Origin of the sequence: Flagellimonas abyssi (assembly GCF_019457905.1) — a bacterium.
Classification (GTDB): domain Bacteria; phylum Bacteroidota; class Bacteroidia; order Flavobacteriales; family Flavobacteriaceae; genus Flagellimonas; species Flagellimonas abyssi.
The window spans coordinates 440682-466037 of sequence record NZ_JAHZSV010000001.1 but is presented as its reverse complement, the minus strand read 5'-3'; the positions used below and the strand labels follow the sequence as shown (position 1 = coordinate 466037).

23 protein-coding genes are annotated in these 25356 nt (G+C 39.3%); 7 read left to right on the top strand and 16 right to left on the bottom strand.

Features of this window, described 5'->3' with window-relative positions; genetic code table 11:
• The first annotated feature begins 21 nt into the window (after window positions 1-21).
• The 5 genes from bshA (at window position 22) to K1F36_RS02130 (ending at window position 5356) form a co-directional block, all read left to right on the top strand.
• Entirely contained in the window at window positions 22-1164 is a 1143-nt protein-coding gene (gene bshA, locus K1F36_RS02150; protein ID WP_207031922.1) for an N-acetyl-alpha-D-glucosaminyl L-malate synthase BshA, read from the top strand.
• Window positions 1124-1624, top strand: coding sequence for a hypothetical protein (locus K1F36_RS02145; protein ID WP_220112318.1), 501 nt, complete (start codon window positions 1124-1126; stop codon window positions 1622-1624). The genes bshA and K1F36_RS02145 overlap by 41 nt, the downstream gene beginning before the upstream one ends.
• 114 nt (window positions 1625-1738) lie before the next feature.
• Window positions 1739-2908, top strand: coding sequence for an OmpA family protein (locus K1F36_RS02140; RefSeq protein WP_258538901.1), 1170 nt, complete (start codon window positions 1739-1741; stop codon window positions 2906-2908).
• A gap of 31 nt (window positions 2909-2939) precedes the next feature.
• Window positions 2940-4394 (top strand): MBOAT family O-acyltransferase, encoded by a 1455-nt coding sequence (locus K1F36_RS02135; protein WP_220112317.1) that lies wholly within the window; start codon window positions 2940-2942, stop codon window positions 4392-4394.
• A gap of 2 nt (window positions 4395-4396) precedes the next feature.
• Window positions 4397-5356, top strand: a complete 960-nt coding sequence (locus K1F36_RS02130; protein WP_220112316.1) for a hypothetical protein — start codon at window positions 4397-4399, stop codon at window positions 5354-5356.
• Between the two features lie 8 nt (window positions 5357-5364).
• On the opposite strand, the gene K1F36_RS02125 is transcribed toward K1F36_RS02130, so the two are convergent.
• The 12 genes from K1F36_RS02125 to K1F36_RS02070 form a co-directional block, all read right to left on the bottom strand.
• A complete protein-coding gene (locus K1F36_RS02125) occupies window positions 5365-5610 on the bottom strand; it encodes an acyl carrier protein (protein WP_220112315.1) in 246 nt (81 codons plus the stop codon).
• A gap of 13 nt (window positions 5611-5623) precedes the next feature.
• Window positions 5624-7120: an AMP-binding protein gene (locus K1F36_RS02120; protein ID WP_220112314.1), complete on the bottom strand. Its 1497-nt coding sequence runs from the start codon at window positions 7118-7120 to the stop codon at window positions 5624-5626.
• Between the two features lie 9 nt (window positions 7121-7129).
• Complete coding sequence (locus tag K1F36_RS02115; RefSeq protein ID WP_220112313.1) at window positions 7130-8230, bottom strand: hypothetical protein; 1101 nt, start codon at window positions 8228-8230, stop codon at window positions 7130-7132.
• Between the two features lie 320 nt (window positions 8231-8550).
• Complete coding sequence (locus tag K1F36_RS02110) at window positions 8551-9729, bottom strand: GNAT family N-acetyltransferase (RefSeq protein ID WP_220112312.1); 1179 nt, start codon at window positions 9727-9729, stop codon at window positions 8551-8553.
• Window positions 9730-9731: 2 nt separating this feature from the next.
• Window positions 9732-10706 carry a GNAT family N-acetyltransferase gene (locus tag K1F36_RS02105; RefSeq protein WP_220112311.1) on the bottom strand — a complete coding sequence of 325 codons (975 nt, stop codon included), beginning with the start codon at window positions 10704-10706 and terminating at the stop codon, window positions 9732-9734.
• A gap of 22 nt (window positions 10707-10728) precedes the next feature.
• Window positions 10729-11907 carry a GNAT family N-acetyltransferase gene (locus tag K1F36_RS02100; protein ID WP_220112310.1) on the bottom strand — a complete coding sequence of 393 codons (1179 nt, stop codon included), beginning with the start codon at window positions 11905-11907 and terminating at the stop codon, window positions 10729-10731.
• Window positions 11897-13093 carry a GNAT family N-acetyltransferase gene (locus K1F36_RS02095; RefSeq protein WP_220112309.1) on the bottom strand — a complete coding sequence of 399 codons (1197 nt, stop codon included), beginning with the start codon at window positions 13091-13093 and terminating at the stop codon, window positions 11897-11899. The genes K1F36_RS02100 and K1F36_RS02095 overlap by 11 nt, the downstream gene beginning before the upstream one ends.
• Window positions 13090-14286, bottom strand: a complete 1197-nt coding sequence (locus tag K1F36_RS02090; RefSeq protein WP_220112308.1) for a GNAT family N-acetyltransferase — start codon at window positions 14284-14286, stop codon at window positions 13090-13092. The genes K1F36_RS02095 and K1F36_RS02090 overlap by 4 nt, the downstream gene beginning before the upstream one ends.
• Window positions 14287-14318: 32 nt before the next feature.
• The gene (locus K1F36_RS02085; protein ID WP_220112307.1) at window positions 14319-15266 is read right to left on the bottom strand and encodes a GNAT family N-acetyltransferase; all 948 of its coding nucleotides are present in this window, start codon (window positions 15264-15266) and stop codon (window positions 14319-14321) included.
• An 11-nt stretch (window positions 15267-15277) separates the two neighbouring features.
• A complete protein-coding gene (locus K1F36_RS02080; protein WP_220112306.1) occupies window positions 15278-16315 on the bottom strand; it encodes a GNAT family N-acetyltransferase in 1038 nt (345 codons plus the stop codon).
• Window positions 16316-16322: 7 nt separating this feature from the next.
• The gene (locus K1F36_RS02075; RefSeq protein WP_220112305.1) at window positions 16323-17258 is read right to left on the bottom strand and encodes a hypothetical protein; all 936 of its coding nucleotides are present in this window, start codon (window positions 17256-17258) and stop codon (window positions 16323-16325) included.
• A gap of 5 nt (window positions 17259-17263) precedes the next feature.
• Entirely contained in the window at window positions 17264-18655 is a 1392-nt protein-coding gene (locus K1F36_RS02070; protein ID WP_258538900.1) for an MBOAT family O-acyltransferase, read from the bottom strand.
• A 368-nt stretch (window positions 18656-19023) separates the two neighbouring features.
• Here K1F36_RS02070 and K1F36_RS02065 point away from each other — a divergent pair, with 368 nt between their 5' ends.
• Window positions 19024-19605, top strand: coding sequence for a formyltransferase family protein (locus tag K1F36_RS02065; RefSeq protein ID WP_220112303.1), 582 nt, complete (start codon window positions 19024-19026; stop codon window positions 19603-19605).
• Between the two features lie 39 nt (window positions 19606-19644).
• Complete coding sequence (locus K1F36_RS02060) at window positions 19645-20283, top strand: sugar transferase (RefSeq protein ID WP_220112302.1); 639 nt, start codon at window positions 19645-19647, stop codon at window positions 20281-20283.
• A gap of 43 nt (window positions 20284-20326) precedes the next feature.
• Here the strand turns inward: K1F36_RS02060 and K1F36_RS02055 are convergent, their stop codons facing one another.
• The 4 genes from K1F36_RS02055 to K1F36_RS02040 are packed head-to-tail and all read right to left on the bottom strand — an operon-like array spanning window position 20327 to window position 25323.
• Complete coding sequence (locus K1F36_RS02055) at window positions 20327-21379, bottom strand: GNAT family N-acetyltransferase (RefSeq protein ID WP_220112301.1); 1053 nt, start codon at window positions 21377-21379, stop codon at window positions 20327-20329.
• A gap of 19 nt (window positions 21380-21398) precedes the next feature.
• Window positions 21399-24011: a GNAT family N-acetyltransferase gene (locus tag K1F36_RS02050; RefSeq protein WP_220112300.1), complete on the bottom strand. Its 2613-nt coding sequence runs from the start codon at window positions 24009-24011 to the stop codon at window positions 21399-21401.
• A complete protein-coding gene (locus K1F36_RS02045; protein WP_220112299.1) occupies window positions 24001-24654 on the bottom strand; it encodes an acetyltransferase in 654 nt (217 codons plus the stop codon). The genes K1F36_RS02050 and K1F36_RS02045 overlap by 11 nt, the downstream gene beginning before the upstream one ends.
• Window positions 24655-24681: 27 nt before the next feature.
• Window positions 24682-25323: an acetyltransferase gene (locus K1F36_RS02040; RefSeq protein ID WP_220112298.1), complete on the bottom strand. Its 642-nt coding sequence runs from the start codon at window positions 25321-25323 to the stop codon at window positions 24682-24684.
• Between the last annotated feature and the right edge of the window lie 33 nt (window positions 25324-25356).

The window sequence follows — 25356 nt, the reverse complement described above, 5'->3', positions numbered from 1 at the left end:
TATTGCCGTAGATTTGTTCTTATGAAAATAGCGATTGTGTGTTACCCGACCTTTGGCGGTAGTGGCGTTGTTGCCACGGAATTGGGTATTGCCCTTGCAGAACGGGGGCACGAAGTACACTTTATCACGTACCGTCAGCCTGTTCGATTGGAACTTTTGGGAAACAATATCCATTTTCATGAGGTGCATGTGCCGGAATATCCGTTGTTCCATTACCAACCCTATGAGCTGGCCCTGTCAAGTAAGTTGGTGGACACCATCAAACTATATGATATTGAACTGTTGCACGTGCACTATGCCATTCCACATGCCTATGCTGGATATATGGCAAAAAAAATGCTTCAGGAATATGGGATTTTTATCCCTATGATCACAACGCTTCATGGAACGGACATTACCTTGGTGGGCAAGCACCCTTTTTACAAACCAGCGGTAACGTTCAGTATAAACAAATCCGATGTGGTGACCTCTGTTTCCGAAGCCCTTAAAAGTGAGACTTTAAAACTTTTTGATTTAGAGAAGGAAATCGAGGTGATTCCTAATTTTATAGAAACAACAAAGTACAAAAAGACCTACACAGATTGCCAACGTAGTATGATGGCGAAGGAAAATGAACGCATCATAACACACATAAGTAATTTTAGAAAGGTAAAGCGTATTCCGGACGTCATCAAAATATTCCATCGCATCCAAAAGGAAATGCCAGCTAAACTTATCATGGTGGGTGAAGGCCCGGAAAAGGAAAAAGCAGAAGATTTGTGTGATTCATTGGGGATTAAGGATAAGGTCCTGTTTTTAGGTAACAGCAATGAGATTGACCGTATTCTTTGCTTTTCCGATTTGTTTCTGTTGCCCTCGGAAACTGAAAGTTTTGGTTTGGCGGCATTGGAGGCCATGATCAATAAGGTAGCGATAGTTTCCAGCAATACGGGAGGTATACCAGAAGTTAACATCGATGGTGTATCTGGTTATCTGGCGGATGTTGGCGATGTAGAGACCATGGCAACAAAGGCCATTGAGATTTTGAAGGACGATGAAACCCTCGAAAGGTTCAAGGAAAACGCTTTCAATGTAGCTTCTAAATTCGACATTGTACACATTCTTCCCTTATATGAAGACCTTTATGAAAAGGCATTTAAATCACGTTTTAAAAACACATTTTAATATCAAATACTTTTTTCTCATAGCGTCGATTTGCTTACTTTCCTGCAAGGCTCAAAAGCCTGAAAGCTCCACCGTTGGCGAGCATATTGATGGTTTGACATTGATCGAGCATCAAAACTTTACCAATATTGATTCTTTTGGAACCCGTGTAATCAGGGATACGAAAACATTGGGCAAATTTTATAAGCAAATCAACAAAACACGTAAACCTCGATTGTCGGTGCCGATGGTCGACTTTTCCAAGGAAATGTTGATTTTGGTTTGTTTAGGTGAGCAACACGGGGAAAAAACAACGGTTTTATCCAAATTAAAGGAAACGGACCAAGAAATGTTGATAGCTATAGAGGTGCATAACGTTTCCGAAGAAGAAATGTCTATACAACCCATATACTTCCCATTTTATCTCTACAAAATGCCATTGGTCGATAAAACCGTGGTTTTCCAAAAGATTGAGGAATAGTCTTTTCAAAATTATTCCTACTTCTTATCGATAAATAACGCACTTGAAAGGGCAAAGTTCCCAGATTGGAACGCTTGGCATAGCTTTGAAAGCATAAACCTCAAATCATTAAGAATGCACATTCTACGTCCTACCATTATAGTGATGGCATTGGCTTGTTTTACTCTTGGAGTTGCTCAAGATATGGAACTCACAAAAAAGGACAGTATTGTTCAGAGTTATTGGATGGTTTCGCTTGGAACCAATGCCGTTGATGACTCCGGAGACGAATTCCGTGAACTTTTTGATGTTCGCTCTGGTTGGAATATTGCTCCTTATCCATCGAGGGTTAGTATAGGGCGTTATTTCAAGAATGGTGTTGGGTTGGAGGCTATTGGATCTCATAACCGATACAAAGAAGGTAAAGTTGTTGACGAACTCACCTTAACGGATGATATAGATTATTGGGGCTTTGACTTTAGGGTAAGCTATGACCTGAACAAAATATTGGGACATACCGGTTTTTTTGATCCCTATATTGGTATCGGTGCAGGATATACCGACGCGAATAATCAGGGCAGGGGAACCTATAATGGCGTGCTCGGTTTTAAAACTTGGTTTTCGGATCATTGGGGATTGGATTTTAATACAACAGGAAAATGGGCTATGGACACGGAGAACGTCACCAATCATATCCAACATGCCATTGCTGTTGCTTACAGGTTCAAAGTAGAGAAAGGGCTTTCCCGAAAAGGTCAAGAAAAACTGGCGCTTTTACAAGAAATGGAAAAGGAGCAAAAGCGAGTACAAGATTCCATTGCAAGAGCTGATGAAAAAGCTCGTTTGCTTGCAGAGCAATTGCAAAAAGAAAAAGAAGCGGCCGAACTGGCAGCTGCCGAAAAAGCGAAGAAGGAAGCAAAAGAGGCCGAGAGAAATGCGTTACAGACAAGATTGCACCAATTGGGGAACGTATATTTCAAATTCAATTCATCATATTTGACTACAGATGATAAGGAGCTATTGGACAAATTGGTCAATATTATGGAAGAAGAACCTAATTTAAATATTAAAGTTACCGCCCATACGGACTCCAGGGGTACGGAAAAATATAATCAATGGTTATCCGAGCGTAGGGCGCAAAGAACAGTTGATTATGTGGTGTCCAAAGGAATCTCAAAGGACAGGATTGTATATGAAGCCTATGGGGAAACACAATTGGTCAACGAGTGTACTGATGGGGTTTATTGTACCGAGGAAAAGCATTCAAAAAACCGGAGGTCCGAGTTTTTGATCATTGAATTTTAAAGAGCCATCATAATAAAGGAAAGAAGATATTATGTTGTTCAACTCCCTTGAGTATTTTATTTTTCTGCCGATAATGTTCCTTTTGTACTGGTTCGTTCTTGGTAAGGGATCAAGACTTCAAAACGTACTTGTTCTTGTTGGGAGTTATTTCTTTTATGGGCTCTGGGACTGGAGGTTTTTGTTTCTTATAATTGCCAGTACGGTCGTAGATTATTTTGTGGGCATTATGATCCACAGGAACGAGGGCGATAGGCCAAAGCAGAAATTGTGGTTATGGGTAAGTGTCATATTCAATATATCCTTGCTCGGTTTTTTTAAGTACTATAATTTTTTTGTGGATTCCTTTATAGATCTATTTGAGGTTATGGGATATTCCATCAAAAGTACTTGGACACTCAAGATTATATTGCCAGTTGGGATTTCCTTCTATACCTTCCAAACGATGTCCTACTCCATGGATATTTATTACAAAAGAATAAAGCCTTGCCACGATTTTCTGTCCTTCGCAACCTTTGTAGCGTTCTTTCCGCAGTTGGTGGCCGGTCCCATCGAGCGGGCTTCCAATTTATTACATCAAATTACGAATAAAAGAACGTTTAACTACGATCAAATAGTAAGTGGGCTCAAACTCATTCTTTGGGGACTTTTTAAAAAGTTGGTGATAGCGGATGGTATAGCACCGATTGTGGATGATATTTTCTTGAACCATGAAACCTATCCTGCATCCACATTGATTCTGGGTGTAACGCTGTTCAGTTTTCAGGTTTACGGGGATTTTAGCGGATATTCCGATATAGCCATTGGTACGGCCAAATTGTTCGGCGTGGAATTGATGTCCAATTTCAAGTTCCCTAACTTTTCAAGAAATGTAGCCGAGTATTGGCAAAGGTGGCACATATCGTTATCCACTTGGTTTAGGCACTATGTTTATATCCCGTTGGGAGGGTCGCGCGTTAGTCAGGGAAGGGCAATACGAAATATCTGTATCATATTTTTGGTGAGCGGATTTTGGCACGGGGCCAATTGGACCTTTATATTTTGGGGAGGTTTTCATGCCTTGGCTTATATCCCGGTTTTTTTGATGGGAAGGAATACCATTTACAAGGATAATGTAGTAGGGGAGAACTCCCTTTTTCCTTCTTTGACAGAATTGGGCCAATTGGTACTTACTTTTGGAATCGTCACCTTTTCCCGTATCTTCTTTAGATCCGAATCCTTGACAGATTCCTTTAATTTTATTGGGAGGATATTCAGTGATTTTAGTTATGCTCCCTATGAGCATCCCAATGGGTATCGTATGTTGGATTACTTTATCCTTTTGGCCGTATTTGTGCTTTATGAATATCGGATTCGAAGGGATGAACGGAATCCGTTCCAGTTCAAGTCCAAGGCTGTTCGTTTTTTTGCGTATACTTTGGTGATTTTTACCATGCTACTGTTCTATGACAGTGGTTTTGATAGATCGTTCATATATTTTCAGTTTTAACCATGAAAAAGTTAGTCATCAAATTAGGAGTTTACGCTTTTCTCATTCTGATTTCCTTGGAGGTCTTAGTCAGGATATTTTATTTGGGAGAGGATAAGCCGTCCCGTTTTGTGGACGAAAACAAAGTGGAAAAATGGAAGCCCAACCAAGAAGGATATTCTGTTACCGGTAATAGAAACCAAAACTTTGTAAGATATAATATAAACAGTTCAGGCTTTAATTCCTATCAAGAGTTTGAACCCACCAAAGAGGGCTATGAGGTTGCCTTGGTGGGGGATTCCTTTATCGAAGGATTTCATCAACCCTATAAATCTTCCATAGGAAGAAAAATGGAACTGGAACTAGGGGAAACAATAAAAGTGTTTGAATATGGTTATGCCGGTTATGATATGGCAGACCAGATGCATTTGATCCATGCTTATCGGGAGGACTTTGAGCTTATTGACCGTATCTATATCAAAATGAAATTCTCCAACGATCTCAATAGGAGAGAGTACTATGTACAGAACGAAAGGTTGAGCTTGGAGTCGCCTTTGAACAAAATCCTGAAAAAAAGTAAGTTTTTGGTGTACCTCTCGGAAATAGGGGCACTGACGCCTATGAAGAATATGATCAATGATGCCAGAGTATTGGCGCAAGGTGGAAATAGGCCAAAATCGGTAACACAGCAGAAGACGGAATCAAAAGATCAAACGTTCCTTGAAAACTTTAAGAATTTAGTGGCCCTGTACGGATATGATAAGGACAAAACCGTTCTGCTGATGGATGTGTCCACTACGCCAAAACTGTTTTTAGACTATTTGGACACCAATGGTTTTGATTATATCGATTTTGGAGAAAAGCTCAACAATGCCAATCGAAATACCACTTTGGTATACGATCGGCATTGGAATAATTATGGGCGCACCTTGATTGCGGAACTACTTGTCCAAGACCTAAAAAGTGTCGGTGTTGCCAACTAGTTGGGGATTTAGGATTGCCTTTGTTCTATAGCCTTCACCAGATCTGCTACTTTTTCTAGGCTCATCAGGTCCATTAAAGAGAACTTCATGTCATATTTCTTCTCGACCTCATTGATGAGCATCATATGTGTCACGGAATCCCAACCGTCCACATCATTGGCCGTGGTGTTGCCATCGAGCTCAAAATTATCATGACCAAGGGTCTCTATGAATATTTCTTTTAGTTCAGCCAGTATCTTTTCGTCGTTCGTCATTTTATGTTCTATTTTATTTAAAAAGTGTTCTAAGTTTCTTCATATCAATTTTATCGTTGACACTATGGGGCAATTTGTCTATAAATAGGAACCTTGTTGGGATCATATATGGTGGCAAGTTGTCTTTCAAATAGGAAAGCGTAGGTTTCAGATCCAGTTCTCTTGAACAAACGGCCAGCCCGAGTTCGGTATTCCCGTTTCCATCATCCAAATCGATTACCGTGATATCCAAGCCCGGTAATTTTTTCTTTACGTGGTATTCAATTTCTCCCAGTTCCACACGGAACCCCCTTATTTTAACCTGAAAGTCGGCCCGTCCCACGTACATGTAGTCCCCATCTTGGTCGCGATAGCACATATCCCCTGATTTGTAGAATAATAGTGTTTTATCATTATGCTGTTTTTCAAAAAAAACGAGCTTGTTCCTTTCTTCGTTTTGTATATATCCAGGGAATAATTGCTCTCCCGCGATACATAATTCTCCCGTTTGTCCATACTCTACTTCATTATTGTTTTCATCAATGACCAAATAGGTGGTATTGTCAAAAGGTTTGCCTATGGACACTACTCCGTTTTCCTCTTTGTTGTTTCCTTCTTTGTCAAACAGATAGCCCCCACAATATATGGTGGTCTCGGTAGGGCCATAATAGTTAATAATCTGGGCATTTGGAATACAGGCGTTCCACTCCTTGCCTATATCACCATAGAGTTTACCCCCTGCAAAACAGGAATATCTTACACTCTCACTTCGAATTTCTTTGAAATAGGGTCTTAGGAAATGAATAATGGAGGGGACCATGATCAAGAGGGTAAGTTGGTGCTCCGATAACAATTTTATGATCTGAAAGTACTTGATGCTATCCTTTGGCACCGTATATACACAAGCTCCTTTTAACAAAGGGGCAAGGTAGGATACCACGGACATGTCAAAGGTCAATTCGAACATTTGCAGGCAACGGTCTGTCTCGGACAGCGAGAAGGAGAGGTTATTGTCAATCGCATTTGCGAAACCGTTCAGGTTCTTGAAACTGACCGGAGCCCCTTTAGGTATGCCCGTACTTCCCGATGTAAAGATGACGTAGGCAATATCATTTTGTTCCACTTTCTTAGGAGGAGAGTGGTGAATGTTATTGACCATATCCAAACTATGGGTAGCTATCACTTTAAATCCCTTTCCAAAATAAGGTGATGGTGAAGAGTCCATTACAAACACTGAATTGGTCTGTGCAAGTATCTCTTCGTTTCTTGATCTAGGATAAATAGGATTGATAGCAACATAGGCCTTCCCCTCGAACCAAAGCGCAATGATCGCTGCATAGGTCTCCAGGTCATCATTGGTGATAAGGCCCACATACTTTTCGGATATTGGAATTTCTTTTTGTATGGCCACCCTGATCGCATTTACGGCTGTGCCCAATTCCTGATAGGTGTAATGATTTCCGTTGATAAAAAAAGCATTTAGGTCACTGTGTACCTTAATGGAATTTTGAAGGGTCTCGAGAAATTTCATGTTGCAGGGTTATATAAAGTGTCCATCCTGTTCGGCCAATTGCGATACCTGCAGTTCTTTGTGCAAGGCATTATGTGCCATGGATTTTTTGGTTTGACGATAATGATAAAAAACGGACAACGTCTTGGTGAAATGTTCTGCCAAAGTTTGATTGTCCGTGAACATATAGGAAATGTTCAATTCGTATAGGTTCTTATATAAACAGGCACATACTCCTGGCATATCGGCATCGTTGGCAATACAATATTTCATATAGGCCGTACTGTGTATGTAGTGGAAGGAAGCAAAACCGATTGCCTTCCCATCGCGGTACACTAGAAAATTGACAATACCTATTCTCTCGGCAAATCCCCTGATTTTTGAATCATCCATTTTACCATGGTTCCATGGTTTTGATACATACTGTCTAGGGTCTAATTGCCAATTGATTTGTGCCAAATTTTTTGCAACCAAATCACTTTGGAGGTAAGGCTCGATAAAATTCCAAGCCTCTACATCCAATTGGTTCATATACCTGAGGTCTAAATCCTTTGTCAAAGTATAGATCCGGGAACTATTGATGGCATTATAGTATTTCATTGAAATGGATTCGACCCAGCGCGTTATGGGGCTTAACCATTTGGGCAAACGTAGCTTTTGGTTTACCATGTCCTTGGCCACCCCTATAAAAATGGTGTGCCGGTCCATGGTTCCGATGACAGAAAAAGGTTGTTTTTTATAAAAGGTATCGGCGTTTTCTTCATAGGCCTTGGTCAATACCATGTTGTTGCTCAACCGTAGGGCTTCACTAAAAACATAGGTGGAGATAACAGTACTTTTGGCAGAAGGTGCCGCCCACCATTGCACTATCCAGTATATCTTAGTTCCGGTATCTTGGTCGGGAGAAGACAGAAAATCCGGTACCAAGTGGGCAAAACTAAGTAGTTTTCCTCCTGACACGGCCATTACGGCCAAACAGTCGTTCTCATCAAGCTCCGGTTTATCCAACAACCATTGTGCCTTGTTCTGGGAAAAGGGCAGTGGATATTTACGTTGTTCGTGTGGTGATTCAAGATATTTCAGCAGTTCTTTTTTGGTCAAAAGAACTACTTGTAGATCATTTTTGTCCATAAGCCTTATCCCTGTTTCACAATGTTATTTACCAATCGGGTAAAGCTCCATGATTTGGTCCGTACCATATCAATAAGTATAAAATGATTTATCATAATAAATAAGTTCAGGAAAAGACAATTTGGGGGAGTATATTGTCATCTTTTTTTATGGATAGGCTTTTAATTAAGCCAGTCTAATTCTTTTATTTGTCTATAGGGTTTAAAAATAAAAAGAGAAATTATCAATAGGGATATTTTTATGATATAATGCTCAAATTAGACGACATAATTTATTTATTATGTTCCTAATTAACCTAACCAATAGTGGTTTGTTTAATTTTATTTGTGTGTTATTTTGGTGAATTGGTCTTTTCCCTTGTAATTATACCCTATCAAAAAGCATCTAGAATTACTATTGTCCTTATATACTTTTATTTTTGAATAGGCCAGTGTATTGGTATAGAGAAAATCATTTATAGCTTTTCTAAGCCCTTCTATCTGTTCCACCTCCTTGGGAGTTAACAGCATTAGCATTTGAAGGTTGGTATGACCATTGACCGCTTCAGTTGAAAAATCAACTTCATCCAAAACTATTTTCTTTGTTTTACCAAAATTGATGAGTTCAATAACCCTATCACGGAGTTCGTTCATTTTTTTTGATTTTAGATATTCCTTTAGACGAACCTTCCAGAGTTCAATCTTACTGACCAACCCTAGGAACAAATTCTCTTTTGGGGTGATTATCCAATGAGAAAACTGGTAGATATGGTTGCTCCATTTTCTTTTGTAATCCATTCCGCCGACACCCATTTCAAATAATTTATATCCATTGGATAGGCACCACTCCAGCTGTTTGTAGATTTCTACATGACCAAGGCCGAACTTTCCGTAGTCAAGGTCGTATGACGATACCGAACTGAAAAGAACCGGACCCAAATGATAATTTAAAGATATCTCTATGGGTTTGGATTCATCGTAAATCACAAATAATGAGGCCTGTTTGTTTAAGATTTGTTGATAGGTGTTTTGTTTTAGCGCCTCCCATCTCCACATTTCTTTATGGGTTTCTTCGCGTTCTTGAAACCGTTTCTTGATCATATCTCGTAGAGCATCAAAAACAGCGTTGTAAATCTCCTTTTCAAGTTCCCCATGATACAGCTTGTATGATATGGGAAAACAAGCTTCCAGTCTGTTGACATAACGTCGAATGATACTCCTTGGTTTCGACTTGAACTGGGAAGATAGGTAGTCATCAATGGAGGAGCAATTGGAGAGATCAATGGAGTACCCCCAATTATGTTGGTCAACGGTCTTGATATTGTATGAAGATTTCGCTTGATCAATGATAAAATAGGACGGAATTAAACGACACGAAAAAGCATATTTTTCCTGTTTTGCCCATGAATATGCATCAAACAGCAAAGAATTGTCCATTATTTTTGAATGGGCAAATTCCATGGGCAAACTCCCCCGTTCGTAAAGGGATTGAAAGATATTTATGTGTTTTACGTTGCTCATGGTCAGGACTCCGATATATTTTTTGTGGAATGGTCGTTTTTATTACTCAGGAATTGTTTGGTCCTGTATTTCCAGATAAACCATCTTTTGGCCAATTGGTGCACTTGGAGTTTTTTTAGGAATCGGATTCCATAAAAACGAGAGGTGTTCAAGGTCCAAGAAAGTAAAGCCCGCAATCTTCTTCCAACATTTTTAGGGTCGTACAAGTCTATTTGTGTATAAGTGTACGAAGTATTTACCCATTTTCTTTTGTGTAAAAAGTCGCCCCGGCCCATATCCACACGGGTGATTCCTTTATCAAAGCACCAAGCCACAGCCTCCATCATAATTTGGTTTCCCGGCCCATATTGGGAGTAGTCAACATCATAAGCGATATTGAAAAGATAAAGGGTGTCTCCATAAACAAAACCGATGCCCAAAGCTATTGGATCATCCGCATCGAACAAGGAAAAAATCACGGCCTTTTTTTCTGGAAGCAATTTGCGGAACATTTTTTTGTACAGGGGCAACAAGGGTATTTCATAATTGGATACCTCCTTTTGCTCAAACCGTTTTTCAAGGAACTCTCCCAAGCTTTCAAACAGCATGTCCAACGTTCCTCTTTCGATTTTTCCATAGTAAGTCACCATACGGGCAGGAATTTCCTTGAAAAGCTTTTTACCTTGCCTCCTCAGATTTCTGGACCCTTTTGCATTAAAATGTGACCTGAAATAATCTTCAAAACTATCATGTTCGCTCAATTCAATAAGATAGCCTTGGTATAGGGGGGAAGTAAACCTATTCCGGGATTCTAGGGATTCCAAAAACCTTACGGATTGGTGGTCAGGAACATCGATTATGGTGTAAGCTTCATCGTTATCTTGGTTTTCGGCCAATGACACCTGATATATGCCATTTTCATCGACCTTGCCCGTAAGAACCGGTGTTTCGATATGGGAAGGCCCCAAAAGTATATCAATAAGAAACCTTGCTCTCATTGGTCTGTGGTTTTGGAAGGAATCAACATAACGTTAGTACATAGTAACGGCCCTTGATATGGATATAGTATTCCTTGGAATTTCCGTTTTTTAGGAATACTTGTATCTGGTCGAAACGGGAACGGTGCTTATATGCAAGTTCAATAATCGGTGCAATCAGTGATTTGTTTTCTTTTAGGTTTATCTGGGCATTTTTATGGATTGTTTTGATAGCTTCCGTTTCTTTCAAAGGTAAAACCACATAGTTGGCTTTGTCAAGATGATTTATCTTTCTCCTTTTTATTCGGAGTATGATTTTGTCCAGCCCTATATATTTTAATTTTTTTACCATGGTATGTCTAAATCGTACACTCGTTAGTGTAACGAAGAACTTTAGCCGGTTCCATAAATTTGAAGCTTCATTTACAAAAACCAGATTGTTGGCATACGTTCTGTCAGCCCATTTTTCTTTGATGTAGGCATATCCTTTTAGCAGGTCGTATGTGGTATAACCTTGATTTATGAACCAAGAAATATTCTTCCACATATCCAACTTTCCCAACCGAAAAACATCATAATCCGGGTCATACGCACTGAGTATGTAAAAGGCCAGTTTATCCTTCATCATGTTGATTCTGATGCTTACCGGTTCTCCATTTGCATATATAACGAATAATGTTGCCCTATTTTGCAATAGCATCGGGTACAGATCAGCCTTGATTTGGTCAAGATGCGGCAGTTCATAGTTCTCTTCGTTCTTTTCTTTGAACCTTCTTGTCATGAGTGTTCTTAGTTGTTCAAAGATTTCATTGTACCATTTTTTATCGATGTTGCCCTGATATGCTTCATAACGGATATCAAAACATTCCTCCAAGCGTTTTTTATATCTTCTAAGGGCGGACCGGGTTTTTGAACCAAAATGTTGCTCCATGTATTGGTTACCGTCGGAATAGCGGTTAAGTTCGATAACATATGTCCGTTGAGTGGTAATGGTGTGTGTTGAAAGCTTTCTCTGATGTTGAGCCAATATCAAATTTACGTACCCGGGCACATCTTGAAGGACAAAGGACTTATTTTCTATGAATAGTGGTTTGGCTGAAGTTTTTTCATAGAGAGGAAGGCCATTTCTGGAGTCCAACACCTGTTCGATGGCATCCGGAAACTTTTCTTCCGCCAATAGTGATCTTAAAAAGATGATTTTATTGGATGGTTTATTTCCCATGCTTTTCCACTCTGTTTTTGAAAACGACTTTTCCTAAACTGTTGGGGCATTCCAAAATAATTGAATGCTCATCGTCCAAACTGGTGTAGATTTTGAGATGCTCCAGTTTGTCCTTGGAAAGGTACAAAAAGTGATATATGGCTCGTTTTCCATAGGGTTCGTTCAAAGAGTCGATTCCAGTTTGCGAGAACCTTTTCTTGTCCATTTTTGCCCATTGTTCCTTGTCGAGTTTTTCCAAATGGTAGAAGGGCTGAATCCTTTTTTCCTTTCTTTTGGGCAAGAATGGGATTCGGTGGTAAATGGCTCTTAATCTTGACATGAATGGATAATAGATGTCAAATTTTAGTGAGAGCGATAGCCACGTTATCAAAGGACTTATTATAGAAAGAGGTCCTTGTTTGGCAACCACCATATGGCAGGCATAGAGATAGGTATGATCCGCAAAACGAAGTTTGTACTCCATATTTTCACGCAAAAGGTCATAGATTTCGAAACCCATCTCAAAACACCATTGTAGTTGGATCATGATATCGATATACCCCAGGTAAAACTTGGAGTAATCAATATTGAAGCCCCTGACATATCCAAAAACCAATTGTTTCCAGATATAGTTGAAGGAAATATGGATAGGCTCATCACCATGATAAATAACGATCAAGGATGCTTTTTTTTCTCGAATAAGTCCTTTTCCCAGTTCCTTGAATCGATCCCATTCCGTGAGGGCCATATGGCTCATTTGTTTTTCATCAAAACGGGAGGTGACCATCTGTTTCAAGGTGTTCATCAAGTTTTCATAAGTGCGATCCTGTATTTCGCCATAATAATATTGATAGTTTATTGGGAATACCTTTTCCAAGGTTCTTTTATAGGCCCTCAACCTCGATACTCTTTTAGAGCTCAACTTACTTTTCAAGAGCTGGTCTAGGTCGGTATATTTTTTTAAATCAATATAGGAACCCTCAAAAGTAGCCACTGATTTTCCCCATTTTTTCTGGCCGTTTTGTGTAAAAGTAACGTTCAAGTATCCCGGCACGTCAGTATAGAGCACATTTTCTCTACGAGGCTCCAGCTTATCAGTTGTATTTAGATACACCTTGTTAGGATCATCTTTTAGGGAAATAGACCTTACATGCTCAGCAATAGTGTCTTTTTCGAGCAGCTCTGCTAAAAAGGAAACGTTCTTCATTGTCTGTTTTCTTTTGTATCCATTGGGCCATTGACCTGAAATATCAAAACTTCTCTTTGGGAGACCATTTTTATTCGGTCCCTTTTTTTATAAAACTTCAAGGAATCCATCTGTTCCCGCCTTCGATAGCAATAATCACAAATTGCTCTTTGTATATATTGGCTTTGTATTTCATTGAAATTCACTCTCTTTTCATCACTCCCTACGGTGGTGCTGTCCAAAAGTGTTTTCTGAACCTTGATGTTATTCTTGGAGCTGTCCCTTGATTTTTCGGTATTGATCGATCTAATGGATTTTGTAGCGTGATAGACAAAATAGAAAAGTTTCAATCCAAAGAAAACGGAATGCCCCCAAACCCTTGATAAAGCTTCTTTTTTGTAGTAGATAGTTTCTATCAAAAAAGGGTAGGAGGTATCTGCAAACCTACTTTTGTAACTATATTCTCCTTTCATAAAATCGAACACTTCAAACCCTTCATCAAAGCACCACTTTATGACATTGAGAAGTTCAATATTGCCTAGACTAAATTTGGAATAGGCCGAATCAAAGGTTTTGGTGAATCCATGAACAATTTTTCCAAGTATATAGTTCAGACTTATGGCGATGGGCGTATCCCCATTATAGATGACCGAAATGCAAGCTTCTTTACTACGAACAAGTTCCAAGGTTTTTTCTCGGTATTCAGATAGCATAGGATCAGTACCGGACTGTAAGCCCTTTTGTTTAAAACGCCTAGCCTGCATTTGCTCAAAAGCATTAAAAACTATTTGGTATTTTTCCTTTTCCATGGAACCATAATAGATTTGATGCCGGATGGTAAAACACTCATTCAGGAGATTCTGACATTTGGCAAAATGAGACCGTCCTTTTTGATCAAAGGTCTTTTTTAAGTACTCCTCGTAACTTTTATAGGCCGATAGTTTTATCAATGAGCCAGGGAAGGTCCGGACTTTTTTAATGATTATATCGGTTCCAAGGTCCAGTTCCGTATCAATATAACTAGGTACACTGGTAAGTACCATGGGCCTTTGTCCACCGTAGTTAGGATTTTCTCGGGGAAGCTTTTTTTGATATGCCAAATTGCCGGTAAATGAATTCCTTATCCAGCGATACAACTTGTCCGTCTTTTTTTCAAGAAGAACAAGTTCATGAAAATCGATGTGATTGGATAGTATGTTAAGAATTCTCGCCATAATTAGTGACTCTCACCTGTTATTAAAATAACCTATTTGCGCCATTTATTTATGGCATATAACCATTTGTCCATTTGTATTAGATTTCCCAAAATCCCTATATTTCTGAACCATTGCAAGATGTTCAGTTCTATTTTTTTAGACTTGGCTCTTATGATGCCCACCACGGATTTTTTGGAATATACGATTTCGTGGAACAAACGATAGCGATGATTGCACCATTTTTCCTTGTAAGGGTTGGTACCCTTGGAAACGTCATAGATGTCAATATTATTGGAGAAACACCATTCCAACTGGAACTGTATATGGATATCGCCCAAATTGTATGGTGAATAATCAATGTCGTAGGTTTGAATATGACTGAACATTACATGATCCACAATGTAGTTCAAGGCAATGCATATAGGCAGTTCATCCTTATATATAACAAACAATTTGGCGTCGCCATTTCGTAACTTGGGCAGTGTAAAACCATACAATTGCCGCCAGTAGGCAAGGTCCCTGTTCAGAATACCCTTTTGATCAAACCTTTTGGACAGTAGTTTTTTAAAATAGTCGAATATTTTTTCATATTCAGATTCCACCAAATCACCAGACAACACCTTATACCTGATGCCTCCCAAGGATTCCAGTTTTCTTTTTTTACTCCTAAGATTTTTGATATTGCGTTTACTGAGTTGGTCGTTCAAATACTCAGAGAGGTTCTGGTAGGAATGTAGGTTGACTAAATGTCCATCATATTGTGGTACCTTGATAAAGCCATGGTCAAGGGGAGTATGTTTTTGAAAATCAAGATAGTCGGGTACGTCTTTAATTATATAAAATGATTTCCCATCTTCTTGATAGATTGAGGGGGTAAGTGATAAATAACGGTTCACAAGCAGGTTCCGAACTTTCCCTTGGTGTACGGCATGCAGTGTTTTGTTCAGGTATAACTGAAACAGACAATGGTCGGTATAGTGCTTGGGAAGGCCAGTCATTGTTCAACATTTCACTTAGGTTTGTGTCCCAGTTTATAGCGTATTTTATGCAAGCTTTTATGAATTCCTTGTGTACGGGCCCAGTATTTAAGTTTGAACTTTGTAGCCAATAGTTGGGCAATTCCCCTGCTCATCAAGCTCTTGGGATTGTACCAGATATGATAATTTAGCATATAGGAACGATTGCACCATCTCTCCTTATAATCAAAATGACCTTTGGAAAAGTCCAAAACCTTAAAATTGTTTTTAATGCACCAATCTATTTGTTCAACTAAACTGAGACTCCCTATCCTATACTCTGAAAAATCGATGTCAAAAACCCGTATGACGTCATAGGCATGGTCCTTTGAAAAATTGAGTAGTGTAATGGCTATTGGATTGCCCTGAACAGAGCCAACAAATAAACCTGCTTCTTTGTTGCGCATCATTGGCAAAGTAACATCCTTGAAAAATGACCATTCTTTTGGGTCCAGATTGTTGTTCACTATCTGTTTTTCATCGAACCTGCGTACAAGAAGTTCATGGAATTTTTCAAAAAGGGCGTCATATTCTTTTTCTGGCATATCGCCCCATATCATCTGGTATTCTACTGAATACTTTTTCTTCAACTTATTTCCGTAATTCCTCAACTTGGACCGGCTCCGTGAGCTTAGGTTGGTTGTGAGGTATCCTTCGGCGGACCCTTCATTGGCCAAATCACAAATATAACCTTCGTATTGTGGTATAGAAATCAATCGGAGTCCATTTGGTATTTGTTCCCTGTGGAATCCAAAATCCGGAACATCATAAATAAGATAGACCTTGTTGTCATTTGCAATGGGCATGGTTGAGGGATTGACACAATAATGAATCCCTTTAGTGTTTGTGGCCCCTACATTGTTATATACGGGAAGTCTTCCCTTTTTATAAAACGATATTCCTTCAAAACAATCACAATTCATGGTGTCCAAACCTCTTGCAAAGTGCTGTGACCAAATGGACGTGAAGGTATCCGAAGTATACGGGTCATCAAGTGGTGGGGGAATTATATGTTTTTTTTCACTTATCAAGCGGCTATCACTTTTTTATATGAACGGCGATATCCTTGGCCAATTGTGTAGAAAATTGGATAGCGCTCTCAGAATGTAGGTGCGACCCATCATAGGTTTTGTAACCAGAGGCATTTTTGGAATAGTCGAGATAAGGAATTTGATGAATTTTTGTAATGCTGTCCATTGATTTTCTAAAATTGGGGGAATTCTCATTTTCGAAATCAATAATTTCTTTGTCGGCCGGCATTCTTACCAGAATTACCTGTCCCTTGTCCTTAAGGTATTCAATGGTCTTTCCAAACCATTCCCATCTATAGTTTTTTGTTTCTTCCTTGGGTAGTCTACGTTGAAAATAGGCAAGGTTTTGTCTTTTCCAGTCCATTTTCAAAGCATCGCTCAGGGTAAAGTCGCTTCCAGATACCAAGACCTCGTTCCATCCATTGTCATGCGTAATTACATTTCCTGGTGCCCTTTGGGCAAACAGGGCATGGTAAAGCCCCTGTCCATAACAGTTTATGATGTAACTATAGTTGGGGTTCGAGTTGAAGTCTTCGGTTTTTCCTATGGCCGCTTTCTCGTCCATTTTTTTGATTCCTTCGGCTCCAAAGCCAATAGGGGCGGTAAAGCTACCCGGAGATGCACTTAGTATGAACACTCCTTTGCCATTGGCCCTAATAAGTTTTTCTTTGATGGCCTCCAGATATACCTCTCCATAATAGTATTGGTTAGCGGCGAAATTTATCAATGGCAGATTTATTTCCTGATTGATATTTTCGGTGACTGTTTTGGGGTCAATTCCTTGATCTGCCCTCGAGAGTCCAATGACCAAACTACTGGCACCTTGGGTATATTTAGGATAATACATATCTACATAGCCTTCGGAAAGTCTATTGACCATAAAGGCATACGCCGAGGCCAATAGCGCGAAAAAAAGGAGGAGCTTTAGGATAAAATATCTCATTGTGATCAGAATTGAAAATAAATAAAACTCTCTTGCCTGTTGATGCCCAGCATCACAATAATGGCGATATATGCCAAGTACATGGACCACCGGGCCCAGACCGGTCGCCCTTCCACCAATTCATATATCTTATTGTTCCCCTTAACAAAGTGAACCCATTGTACACCAAAAATCAAAAGGATGCTCAAAAAGAGCTCCAAATAGTTGTTGAGTACATTGATGTGCAAGTTTGGAACAACAAAAAGATTGCCAATAAAGTTGAAAGCTTCTTGTATTGATGCCGATCTAAAGAAGATTAGGGACAGCATCATTAGGGTAAATGACACCGCCCAACCCATAAAGTACCTAAGCTTGGAGGGAATGTGTAAAAAGTCAAAACTATTTTTCCGCCATTTGTTGGTAGCCACTTCTATTATCAAAAACAGGGCATTGATCAATCCCCAGACCACAAAGGTCCAATTGGCTCCGTGCCATAGTCCCATAATAAAGAAGACCAATAGTACGGAGACCACCCGGTTTAAATGGGCCTTTCTTCTCAAGGGACTATAGAGATAATCCCTAATCCATTGGGTCAGCGATATATGCCAGCGTTGCCAGAACTGCGTAATATTGATCGAGAACAAGGGTCTGTTAAAATTATTGATCAATGAAATCCCCATGGTCTTTGCAGCTCCTATAGCAATATAAGTGTAGGCAGCGAAATCAAAGTATATCTGGAATACAAAAAAGAAAGCTGCCAACAAAGAGGGGAGTCCCTGATGACCGTCTGGATCAGCATAAACAGCATCCACGTAAATGCCCAAACGATCGGCCACGACAATTTTTAAAAAGAACCCCCATGCCATGATTATCATTCCTCGTTTGATTTGGGATATATCGGGAGAAATGGTTTTTTTTAACTGAGGCAATAGCCTAGTGGCCTTTTCAATAGGGCCAGCGACCAATTGAGGAAAGAAAGCAACAAAAAGGGCGAATCTACCAAGGTGTTTCTCGGGCTTCATATTGCCCCGGTAAACCTCTATGGTGTAGCTCATGGTCTGAAACGTATAGAAGCTGATACCTACCGGTAACAAGATTTGATCAATTCTGTACGACTGTATTTTTTCGGAAGAGGATATCTCTACCCCAAAATATTCCAAGATGCTGTTTGTGGAATCAATGAAGAAAAATAAATATTTGAAGGCAACAAGAATGCCTATGTTGACCACTATGCTGAGCCATAGGTAATATTTTTTCCTTCTGGAAACTACGTCGCCGATTTTTAGACCACAATAGTAATCCACCAGAGTGGATATGAGCAATAGAATAATCAGGTAGGGTTCCGATGCGGCATAGAAATAATAACTTGAAGCCAATAAGAACAGCCACCGTAGTTTATGAGGTAGCAGATAGTACATTAAAAGTACTATTGGAAAAAAAAGTAGGAACTCAAAAGAATTAAAAAGCATGGATAATCCTTGTGTTTGGGAAACTATTGGTCGGTTCATTGTAAAAGTAAGATTAATTGGACATTTCAACACAGGATCGAGTTAATCTCACAGGTTTCATCGATGAACTTACTAATTAAGGATGTTCGTCATGTTACGGGTAAAATAAGGACGTTCGGCAGAAATTCTTGGAGTATTGCAATGCCCGGGATTATCTTAGCGATTGTTGGAGCAAATACTATTGCAACGGCATCATTTATTTTTACTGAATTAGGAAAGTGGTCAATCAGAATGAGCATATCTTTCCTATTTGTAGATGCTATTAATGAACACTTTATATGGATAAAAAAATCAAATGGGCCTTTTTATGTAGTTTTTGGGGCAAAAATGCCAAAGATGCCATTGCATGGCATGCCGAAAATGGTCAAATTGACAAAATAGGGATGGTCATTTATGAACAGGAGAACTGTGGCGCGGCTGATGAGGCAAAGCTAAATGGGATAAAGCATGTTCGTATGCCCTTGAAAGATTTTAACAATAAGCGGGACCATCAAGCTAGAATGATCGATATTTTATTGGAAAACGGGATAACGCACATTTTCCTTCTTGGATTCGAACACCTTATCCGAAAGCAAATGTTGGATGCGTTCCCAAATAAAATAGCGAATATACATCCCTCCTTGTTTCCTAGTTTTTTGGCAACCAAGACAGCCATACAGGATGCCCTTGATTACGGGGTGAAGGTAACAGGTATTACGACACATATTATCGATGACAGGTTCGATCGTGGAACCATCTTGTGCCAAGAGCCTGTTAGAATAGATGAGGGAGATACTTTTGATACGTTATATCCGAAGTTTTCAAGTAAGGGACTTCCGTTGATCATTGAAAGTATGAAGTTGATGGAAAATCAGAATTAATACATTTTCAAATTGAAAAATAACTAAACTTATATTCCGGTGTACAGTAATTTTTTTAAAAGATGTTTTGACTTTACGGCATCATTTGTTGGATTGATCTTGCTTTCTCCAATCTTTATTTTAGTCACCATTTTACTTTGGATCGATTTTAAGGGAACTCCTTTTTTTACGCAAGAACGGCCAGGTAAAAATGAAAAGGTTTTTCATATTCTAAAGTTTAAGACTATGAACGACAAAACCGATGATTCCGGAAAATTGCTGCCCGACAACCAACGTATAACCAAAGTAGGCGCATTCGTAAGAAAGACCTCCTTGGACGAGATCCCACAACTTATCAATATAGTAAAAGGGGATATGAGCTTGGTTGGACCCAGACCGTTGAGAACATATTACCTGCCGTTCTACAATGAGAGAGAAAAAAAAAGACATTCAGTGAGACCTGGTATTACCGGTCTTGCTCAAATATCCGGAAGAAATTTTTTGACTTGGGAGGAAAGATTTGACCTAGACGTAGAATATGTAGAGAATATTGGCCTCTTGATGGATTCCAAAATATTGGTACAGACTTTTAAAAAGGCCTTATCAGGAAAAGATGTCGCAGAAGACCCGGATGCTTTTATTGAGAGTTTTGATGTGCACCGAAAGAAACAGCTTGAAGAGGGTGTGAGATCAACTTGAAAAAGTAACTATTCTCCAATTTGATTCTAGGAAGTATTAGAGATTAGGGAGTATCAAAATAGGAATTGGTACGGTACGCCGGAAAATAATTGGTATTTAAACTTTCTTTTCCTTCCTTTTCTTTTGCTATTTTACACAGTCTGTCATATACCTCGGTATTGGAGATATACTTCCAAACTTTAAAAGGTGCCCTTTTCTTGGAAAAGGAAGCCTTAAAATCGTATAAAGAATCATTTTTACTGCCAACGCCCCCGCCCAGATTAAAGAAGTTAAATTTGTCGGACTTGTTTTTGCTCCGTACATGGTCGATAACCCCACGGATAGGGGACAGGTGCCTGTAAGCATCTACCGTCCCGGACAAATGATATTGAACGATGTGATCTTTGGTACGGATGATAAAAGCGCCAGAGGCAACATCTCCGTTTTTTTTGGAAGTTGCAAATACAAAACTGGCATCAAAAAAACTGTTGTTGTGTAAAAGTTTGATAAAATAGGGAAGTTTAAAATAATACTGGCTACTAGCTCCTACGCGTTCCATACTTTGATAATATATTTCCAAAAATTGACGGGCATCATCTTCAGAATTTCCCTCTCTAATATTGAAAAGCCTTTTATTGCGGTTAAGGTATCTTTTTGTAGTCTTTGAGTACTGTTTTTGATGTTCTGTGGATTCCTTTAGGTCAAAATATACAATATCGCCAAGGGACTCGATTTCTCCCATGTGGGAAAGAAGCTGTTCTTGATCATCGATAAAAGGGTTTGTACTTGAAAAAATGCTGATAATCTTATCATCCAAGAAATACCCGAGCATTTGTTCTTTCCAATCTTGAAAATCGAAGTGGGAGGAGAGGTTGGATATCAATGGCCCAGCATATCCATATACCGATGTAGCGTCAAAAAAACCACTACCATTGATGGGCCTTATTACTAAAGGGAATGCAATGGACGTATCACCAGAACTGTACACAAGAAGCTTTGCCACTTCATTGTCCTTTATGCAGACCTGGTGGTAATCATAGGAGTGGTAAAAGTCCTTTTTTTCAAAAGAACTTATTGCCCTGTTCCATTCATTTTCCTCTGTAATAACTTTAAACATACAATAGTTTGGTTCATCTCTATGATGAAGGATTCATCCGGTAAAGTGGAAAAAAGGACCCTGTCTCTTTTTCGTTCACAGGTCCACAGACCAACTCACAAAGTTCATCGTATTTAGTTTTGTTTATGATTTTTCGCCCTGTATAAAAAATACGGTCAGTGGAATTTGGAAACAGGGATTTCTTGAATTTGTACAGTCCGTCGCCATTGGTGATTCCCCCTCCAAGAATATAATGGCTCTTCCCTTTTTCAATGCCCCAGCGGATGACCTCTACCCGCAAGTAGTCATTTGGACGACAATTGAAGTAATCCGACAGTGTGCCACCCAGATATGCATACATACAATCGTTGAGATGGATGATAAGTTCTGTGGATATGGCAACATCATCCTTATATACAAGCACTATGGTGAAATTTTCCTTATTTTTAAGGATCATGTTTTCAAAATGTTCCAAAGAAAAGTACAGCATCTTGGAAGCTCCGTTCCTTTTCATCGTACTTACATAAATGTTGTAAAATGTAGCTATATGATGGTCTTCAATAGCTGTTCCTTCATGAAATTTTATGGTAAGGTCTTCCTTTTCTGCCTTACGATAGTTGTTTCTTACTTTGGAAACAAAGGAATCCCATTGTTCTTCAAAATTGTTCATCAATGGACCAAAAACATTGTTCAATGTTGATACCGTTTCACCAGAATAATTTTGATGGTTCCCATTTAAATGAAACCGAACGAACTCTGAAATCACATTGTTTTTAGTGTACCATTCATCAACAAGCTCCCAAAACTTTTTGATTATTTGCTCATTTACCCCCTCTTCATAGAGTGGCCCATTGTAGCCATAAGGTGAAATAATATCATAAAATGGTTCTTTTGAAACTTCAATTTCTCGCAATATCATAGGCATTACTATGGTTGATGCACCGTTTACCTTAAAGTTGAACGCTATGATTTTGTTATTATCCGATTTGTGATGGGACAAGTACTCGTATAAATAATATGGATTGTTGTTCCATTCTGTTTTTATCAGATGCTTGTAGGAGTCTATGCCTTCTTGCTGGTCCAACTCAATGATGTCGAGATCAAAATCATATGGGGAATCATCCACTAAAAAATCTGAGAGCATTTTCGAAAAGGCAATGATTCTTCCGCAATGCTCGACATGCCAAACTGCTTTGCCGCCAATAATGTTGCCGGCCAATAAAGGGCCTATGACATGAAGGTTCTCAGCGGCCTCAAACTCGTTGTTCACCCGTATACCTATCTCGGATTCATTTGCCTGAATCATATTTTTGGAAATCAGACTAGCGATCAATTTTGGAATATTGGGATGCGAAAACGTAATCCCACTAATACAATTGATAACAATATGTATTGGTTCCCCAACAGTTTGATGCAAATTGTCCTTGTCCGTATATGCAAGCTCATATCCAGAAGGGTTTGGAATTATATCCGAGAATCTACCGGCAATGTGGGTAAACTGTTTTTTCATTTTTAGAATCCTTGCCACGTTGGCATAATGTTCCCCTGCACAACGCTGTCTTCTGCCTATCTGGTTTCCATAATGACAGGCGAATCTTTCCAACTCATCCCGGTCGAGCTTTTCCAGGAGCGCCCCGAATTTTTGGGATACAATACCAACGGTACTGGAAGCACCCAATTGTATATTGTCCGCTAAATCTAGATCTTGATATACGGCTTCGGCAATTTCTGATGCCTTTAAGTATTCTTTTTCATTTAAACCATCTAAATGGACAGTTTTAAACTGCTTTAGCTTAGTATGGTCTATTTTTGAATCGGGTAGGAGTCCTTGAGTGGATATCATGTAAAAATGGTTGATCCTTTCCTTGATATCCGGATGGTCGTTGAGCTGGTAAAGCATTTCTAGACCACTGGCATTGGCTCCTATAATGGAAACATTAATGGCTTCTTTGGATTGAAAAGCGAAGTCCCTGATACTTTCAATGGTTTTCGATAACCTTGGTTTGTAAGGGTCATTGATCAAGAGGAAGTTGTCTTTTTTAAATCGTTTCTTTCTTTTCCACAAGTAATTGGAAGGCAAAGAACCAATGGCCAAGATGGCCTTTTCTGCAAAAATGGGGGATTGCTCCTTAAAATGGATTTCCCATGCTCCTTCATTTTGTGCCAAGTCGATTACCTTACCTCTGATATATGAAACTGAGACTCCTTTTTGCTTTTCTAGGGCCTGTACAACCGTCCCTATTTTTTCGTCCATGTAATAACCAAAGAACCTTCTTGGGATAAAGAGGTCTTCCCATTGGTTGTTCTCTAGTTCATGATGGTGTTTTTGTATCCATTCCAGCGACAATGGTCCTCCTTGTTCCTTAAGCTCATTCAAAAGCTGTTGTTTGTTTTTGTTGAGCCATTCTATAAACTCTGACAATTCGGGTTCCGGCAAAAAGTTTTTGAGTGAGGTGATCAGTAAGGTTGTACTTCCCGACCTTTCACCATAGGGAATTCCACTATGGAAGGTTTCAAACTTTTCCACAACGGCAATTCGAATTGTATCACCATGTTCTTTTTTCTCCAGTTTCTTGAGGGTATGATACAAGGTGAAAGTTGACGAAATTCCCGAACCAATGAATGCAAGATTGAAAGGAATTTTATTTTCCATTACTTTCGTTTAAATTTTGATATCTGATAATTTTCGCAGGATTTCCTACAACGACCGCATTGTCCGGGACATCCTTTATAACGACACTTCCGGCACCTATTGTGCACCATTTACCGATTTTTATTTTTGGTATTACCACGGCACCGGCTCCTATGAACGAACCTTCTCCTACCTCAACATGGCCTGTAAGTGCAGCTTTGGGAGCTACGTGTACAAAATCAGCTATGTAATTGTCGTGATCAATACTTGCCGAAGTATTTACTATTACATGTTTTCCAATGGTTGTATTGGGTTGAATTACCACTCCGGCATATACTACTGTTCCTTCACCAATACTGCTCTCTTTGCTTATGACCGCAGATGGATGTATCAATGTTTTAAAAACAGCTTTTATTTTATGGGACAGTTCTGCCCTTGTTTTATTATCACCAATTGCAATGATGAAAGGTGGTCCCTCATGCGGAAAGTCGTTAGAAAATGTAAGGCCAATCTTCACTCCATCGGAATCCCAATGCACACTATCGGATGGATGATCATCAAAAACATCAACGATATTGTACCCTAAAAGTTGGGCTACATCCTTAATAACGCCGGAATGCCCCCCTGCACCATATAACCTTATATGTTTAACTTGACTTTTCACTACATTTAAATGTCAACTGCCATTAAACTATTGCGATACAAATGGATTATTGATTTTAATTATCCTACCAGGGTTGCCCACCACGGTTGCGTAGTCCGGAACGTCTTTAATGACCACTGTTCCTGCTCCTATGGTACACCACTTTCCTATTTTTATTTTTGGTATCACAACTGCACCTACTCCTACATGCGAACCTTCACCAACCTCCACATGTCCGCAAAGTGCAGCTTTTGGAGAAATATGGGCATAATCACCAATACTATTATCGTGATCTATACTTGCTGCCGTATTTACGATGACATGTTTGCCTACCGTAGTGTTCGGTTGTATGATTGCGCCGGCAAAAACAACTGTTCCTTCTCCAACTATTGCGCTTTCGGCAATTATTGATGATGGATGAATAGCTTTCTCAAATGTACTTTTCAAAAATTCAGCAATTTCCGCTCGTTGTAAATTATTGCCAACAGCTATGATCACCGGATCTCCTTCGTGGGGGAATGCATCCTTTCCATCCCTCGCCCCACTTTCAATATTTGTATTTTGATAAGCACTGTGAACCGTTGACGGCTTGTCATCATAAGTGTCTGTAACGACGATGTCGTTTAATTCGAGAACTTTTCGAATAACCTGAGAGTGTCCGCCTGCTCCATAGATTCTTACTTTTTTCATGTTATATAGTGTTCAGGGAAATTAATTTATATA

Coding starts and splice junctions, on each gene's coding strand:
- bshA (WP_207031922.1), top strand. CDS start 22: ATGAAAATAGCGATTGTGTGTTACCCGACCTTTGGCGGTAGTGGCGTT.
- K1F36_RS02145 (WP_220112318.1), top strand. CDS start 1,124: ATGAAAAGGCATTTAAATCACGTTTTAAAAACACATTTTAATATCAAA.
- K1F36_RS02140 (WP_258538901.1), top strand. CDS start 1,739: ATGCACATTCTACGTCCTACCATTATAGTGATGGCATTGGCTTGTTTT.
- K1F36_RS02135 (WP_220112317.1), top strand. CDS start 2,940: ATGTTGTTCAACTCCCTTGAGTATTTTATTTTTCTGCCGATAATGTTC.
- K1F36_RS02130 (WP_220112316.1), top strand. CDS start 4,397: ATGAAAAAGTTAGTCATCAAATTAGGAGTTTACGCTTTTCTCATTCTG.
- K1F36_RS02125 (WP_220112315.1), bottom strand. CDS start 5,610: ATGACGAACGACGAAAAGATACTGGCTGAACTAAAAGAAATATTCATA.
- K1F36_RS02120 (WP_220112314.1), bottom strand. CDS start 7,120: ATGAAATTTCTCGAGACCCTTCAAAATTCCATTAAGGTACACAGTGAC.
- K1F36_RS02115 (WP_220112313.1), bottom strand. CDS start 8,230: ATGGACAAAAATGATCTACAAGTAGTTCTTTTGACCAAAAAAGAACTG.
- K1F36_RS02110 (WP_220112312.1), bottom strand. CDS start 9,729: ATGAGCAACGTAAAACACATAAATATCTTTCAATCCCTTTACGAACGG.
- K1F36_RS02105 (WP_220112311.1), bottom strand. CDS start 10,706: ATGAGAGCAAGGTTTCTTATTGATATACTTTTGGGGCCTTCCCATATC.
- K1F36_RS02100 (WP_220112310.1), bottom strand. CDS start 11,907: ATGGGAAATAAACCATCCAATAAAATCATCTTTTTAAGATCACTATTG.
- K1F36_RS02095 (WP_220112309.1), bottom strand. CDS start 13,093: ATGAAGAACGTTTCCTTTTTAGCAGAGCTGCTCGAAAAAGACACTATT.
- K1F36_RS02090 (WP_220112308.1), bottom strand. CDS start 14,286: ATGGCGAGAATTCTTAACATACTATCCAATCACATCGATTTTCATGAA.
- K1F36_RS02085 (WP_220112307.1), bottom strand. CDS start 15,266: ATGACTGGCCTTCCCAAGCACTATACCGACCATTGTCTGTTTCAGTTA.
- K1F36_RS02075 (WP_220112305.1), bottom strand. CDS start 17,258: ATGAGATATTTTATCCTAAAGCTCCTCCTTTTTTTCGCGCTATTGGCC.
- K1F36_RS02070 (WP_258538900.1), bottom strand. CDS start 18,655: ATGTACTATCTGCTACCTCATAAACTACGGTGGCTGTTCTTATTGGCT.
- K1F36_RS02065 (WP_220112303.1), top strand. CDS start 19,024: ATGGATAAAAAAATCAAATGGGCCTTTTTATGTAGTTTTTGGGGCAAA.
- K1F36_RS02055 (WP_220112301.1), bottom strand. CDS start 21,379: ATGTTTAAAGTTATTACAGAGGAAAATGAATGGAACAGGGCAATAAGT.
- K1F36_RS02050 (WP_220112300.1), bottom strand. CDS start 24,011: ATGGAAAATAAAATTCCTTTCAATCTTGCATTCATTGGTTCGGGAATT.
- K1F36_RS02040 (WP_220112298.1), bottom strand. CDS start 25,323: ATGAAAAAAGTAAGAATCTATGGAGCAGGCGGACACTCTCAGGTTATT.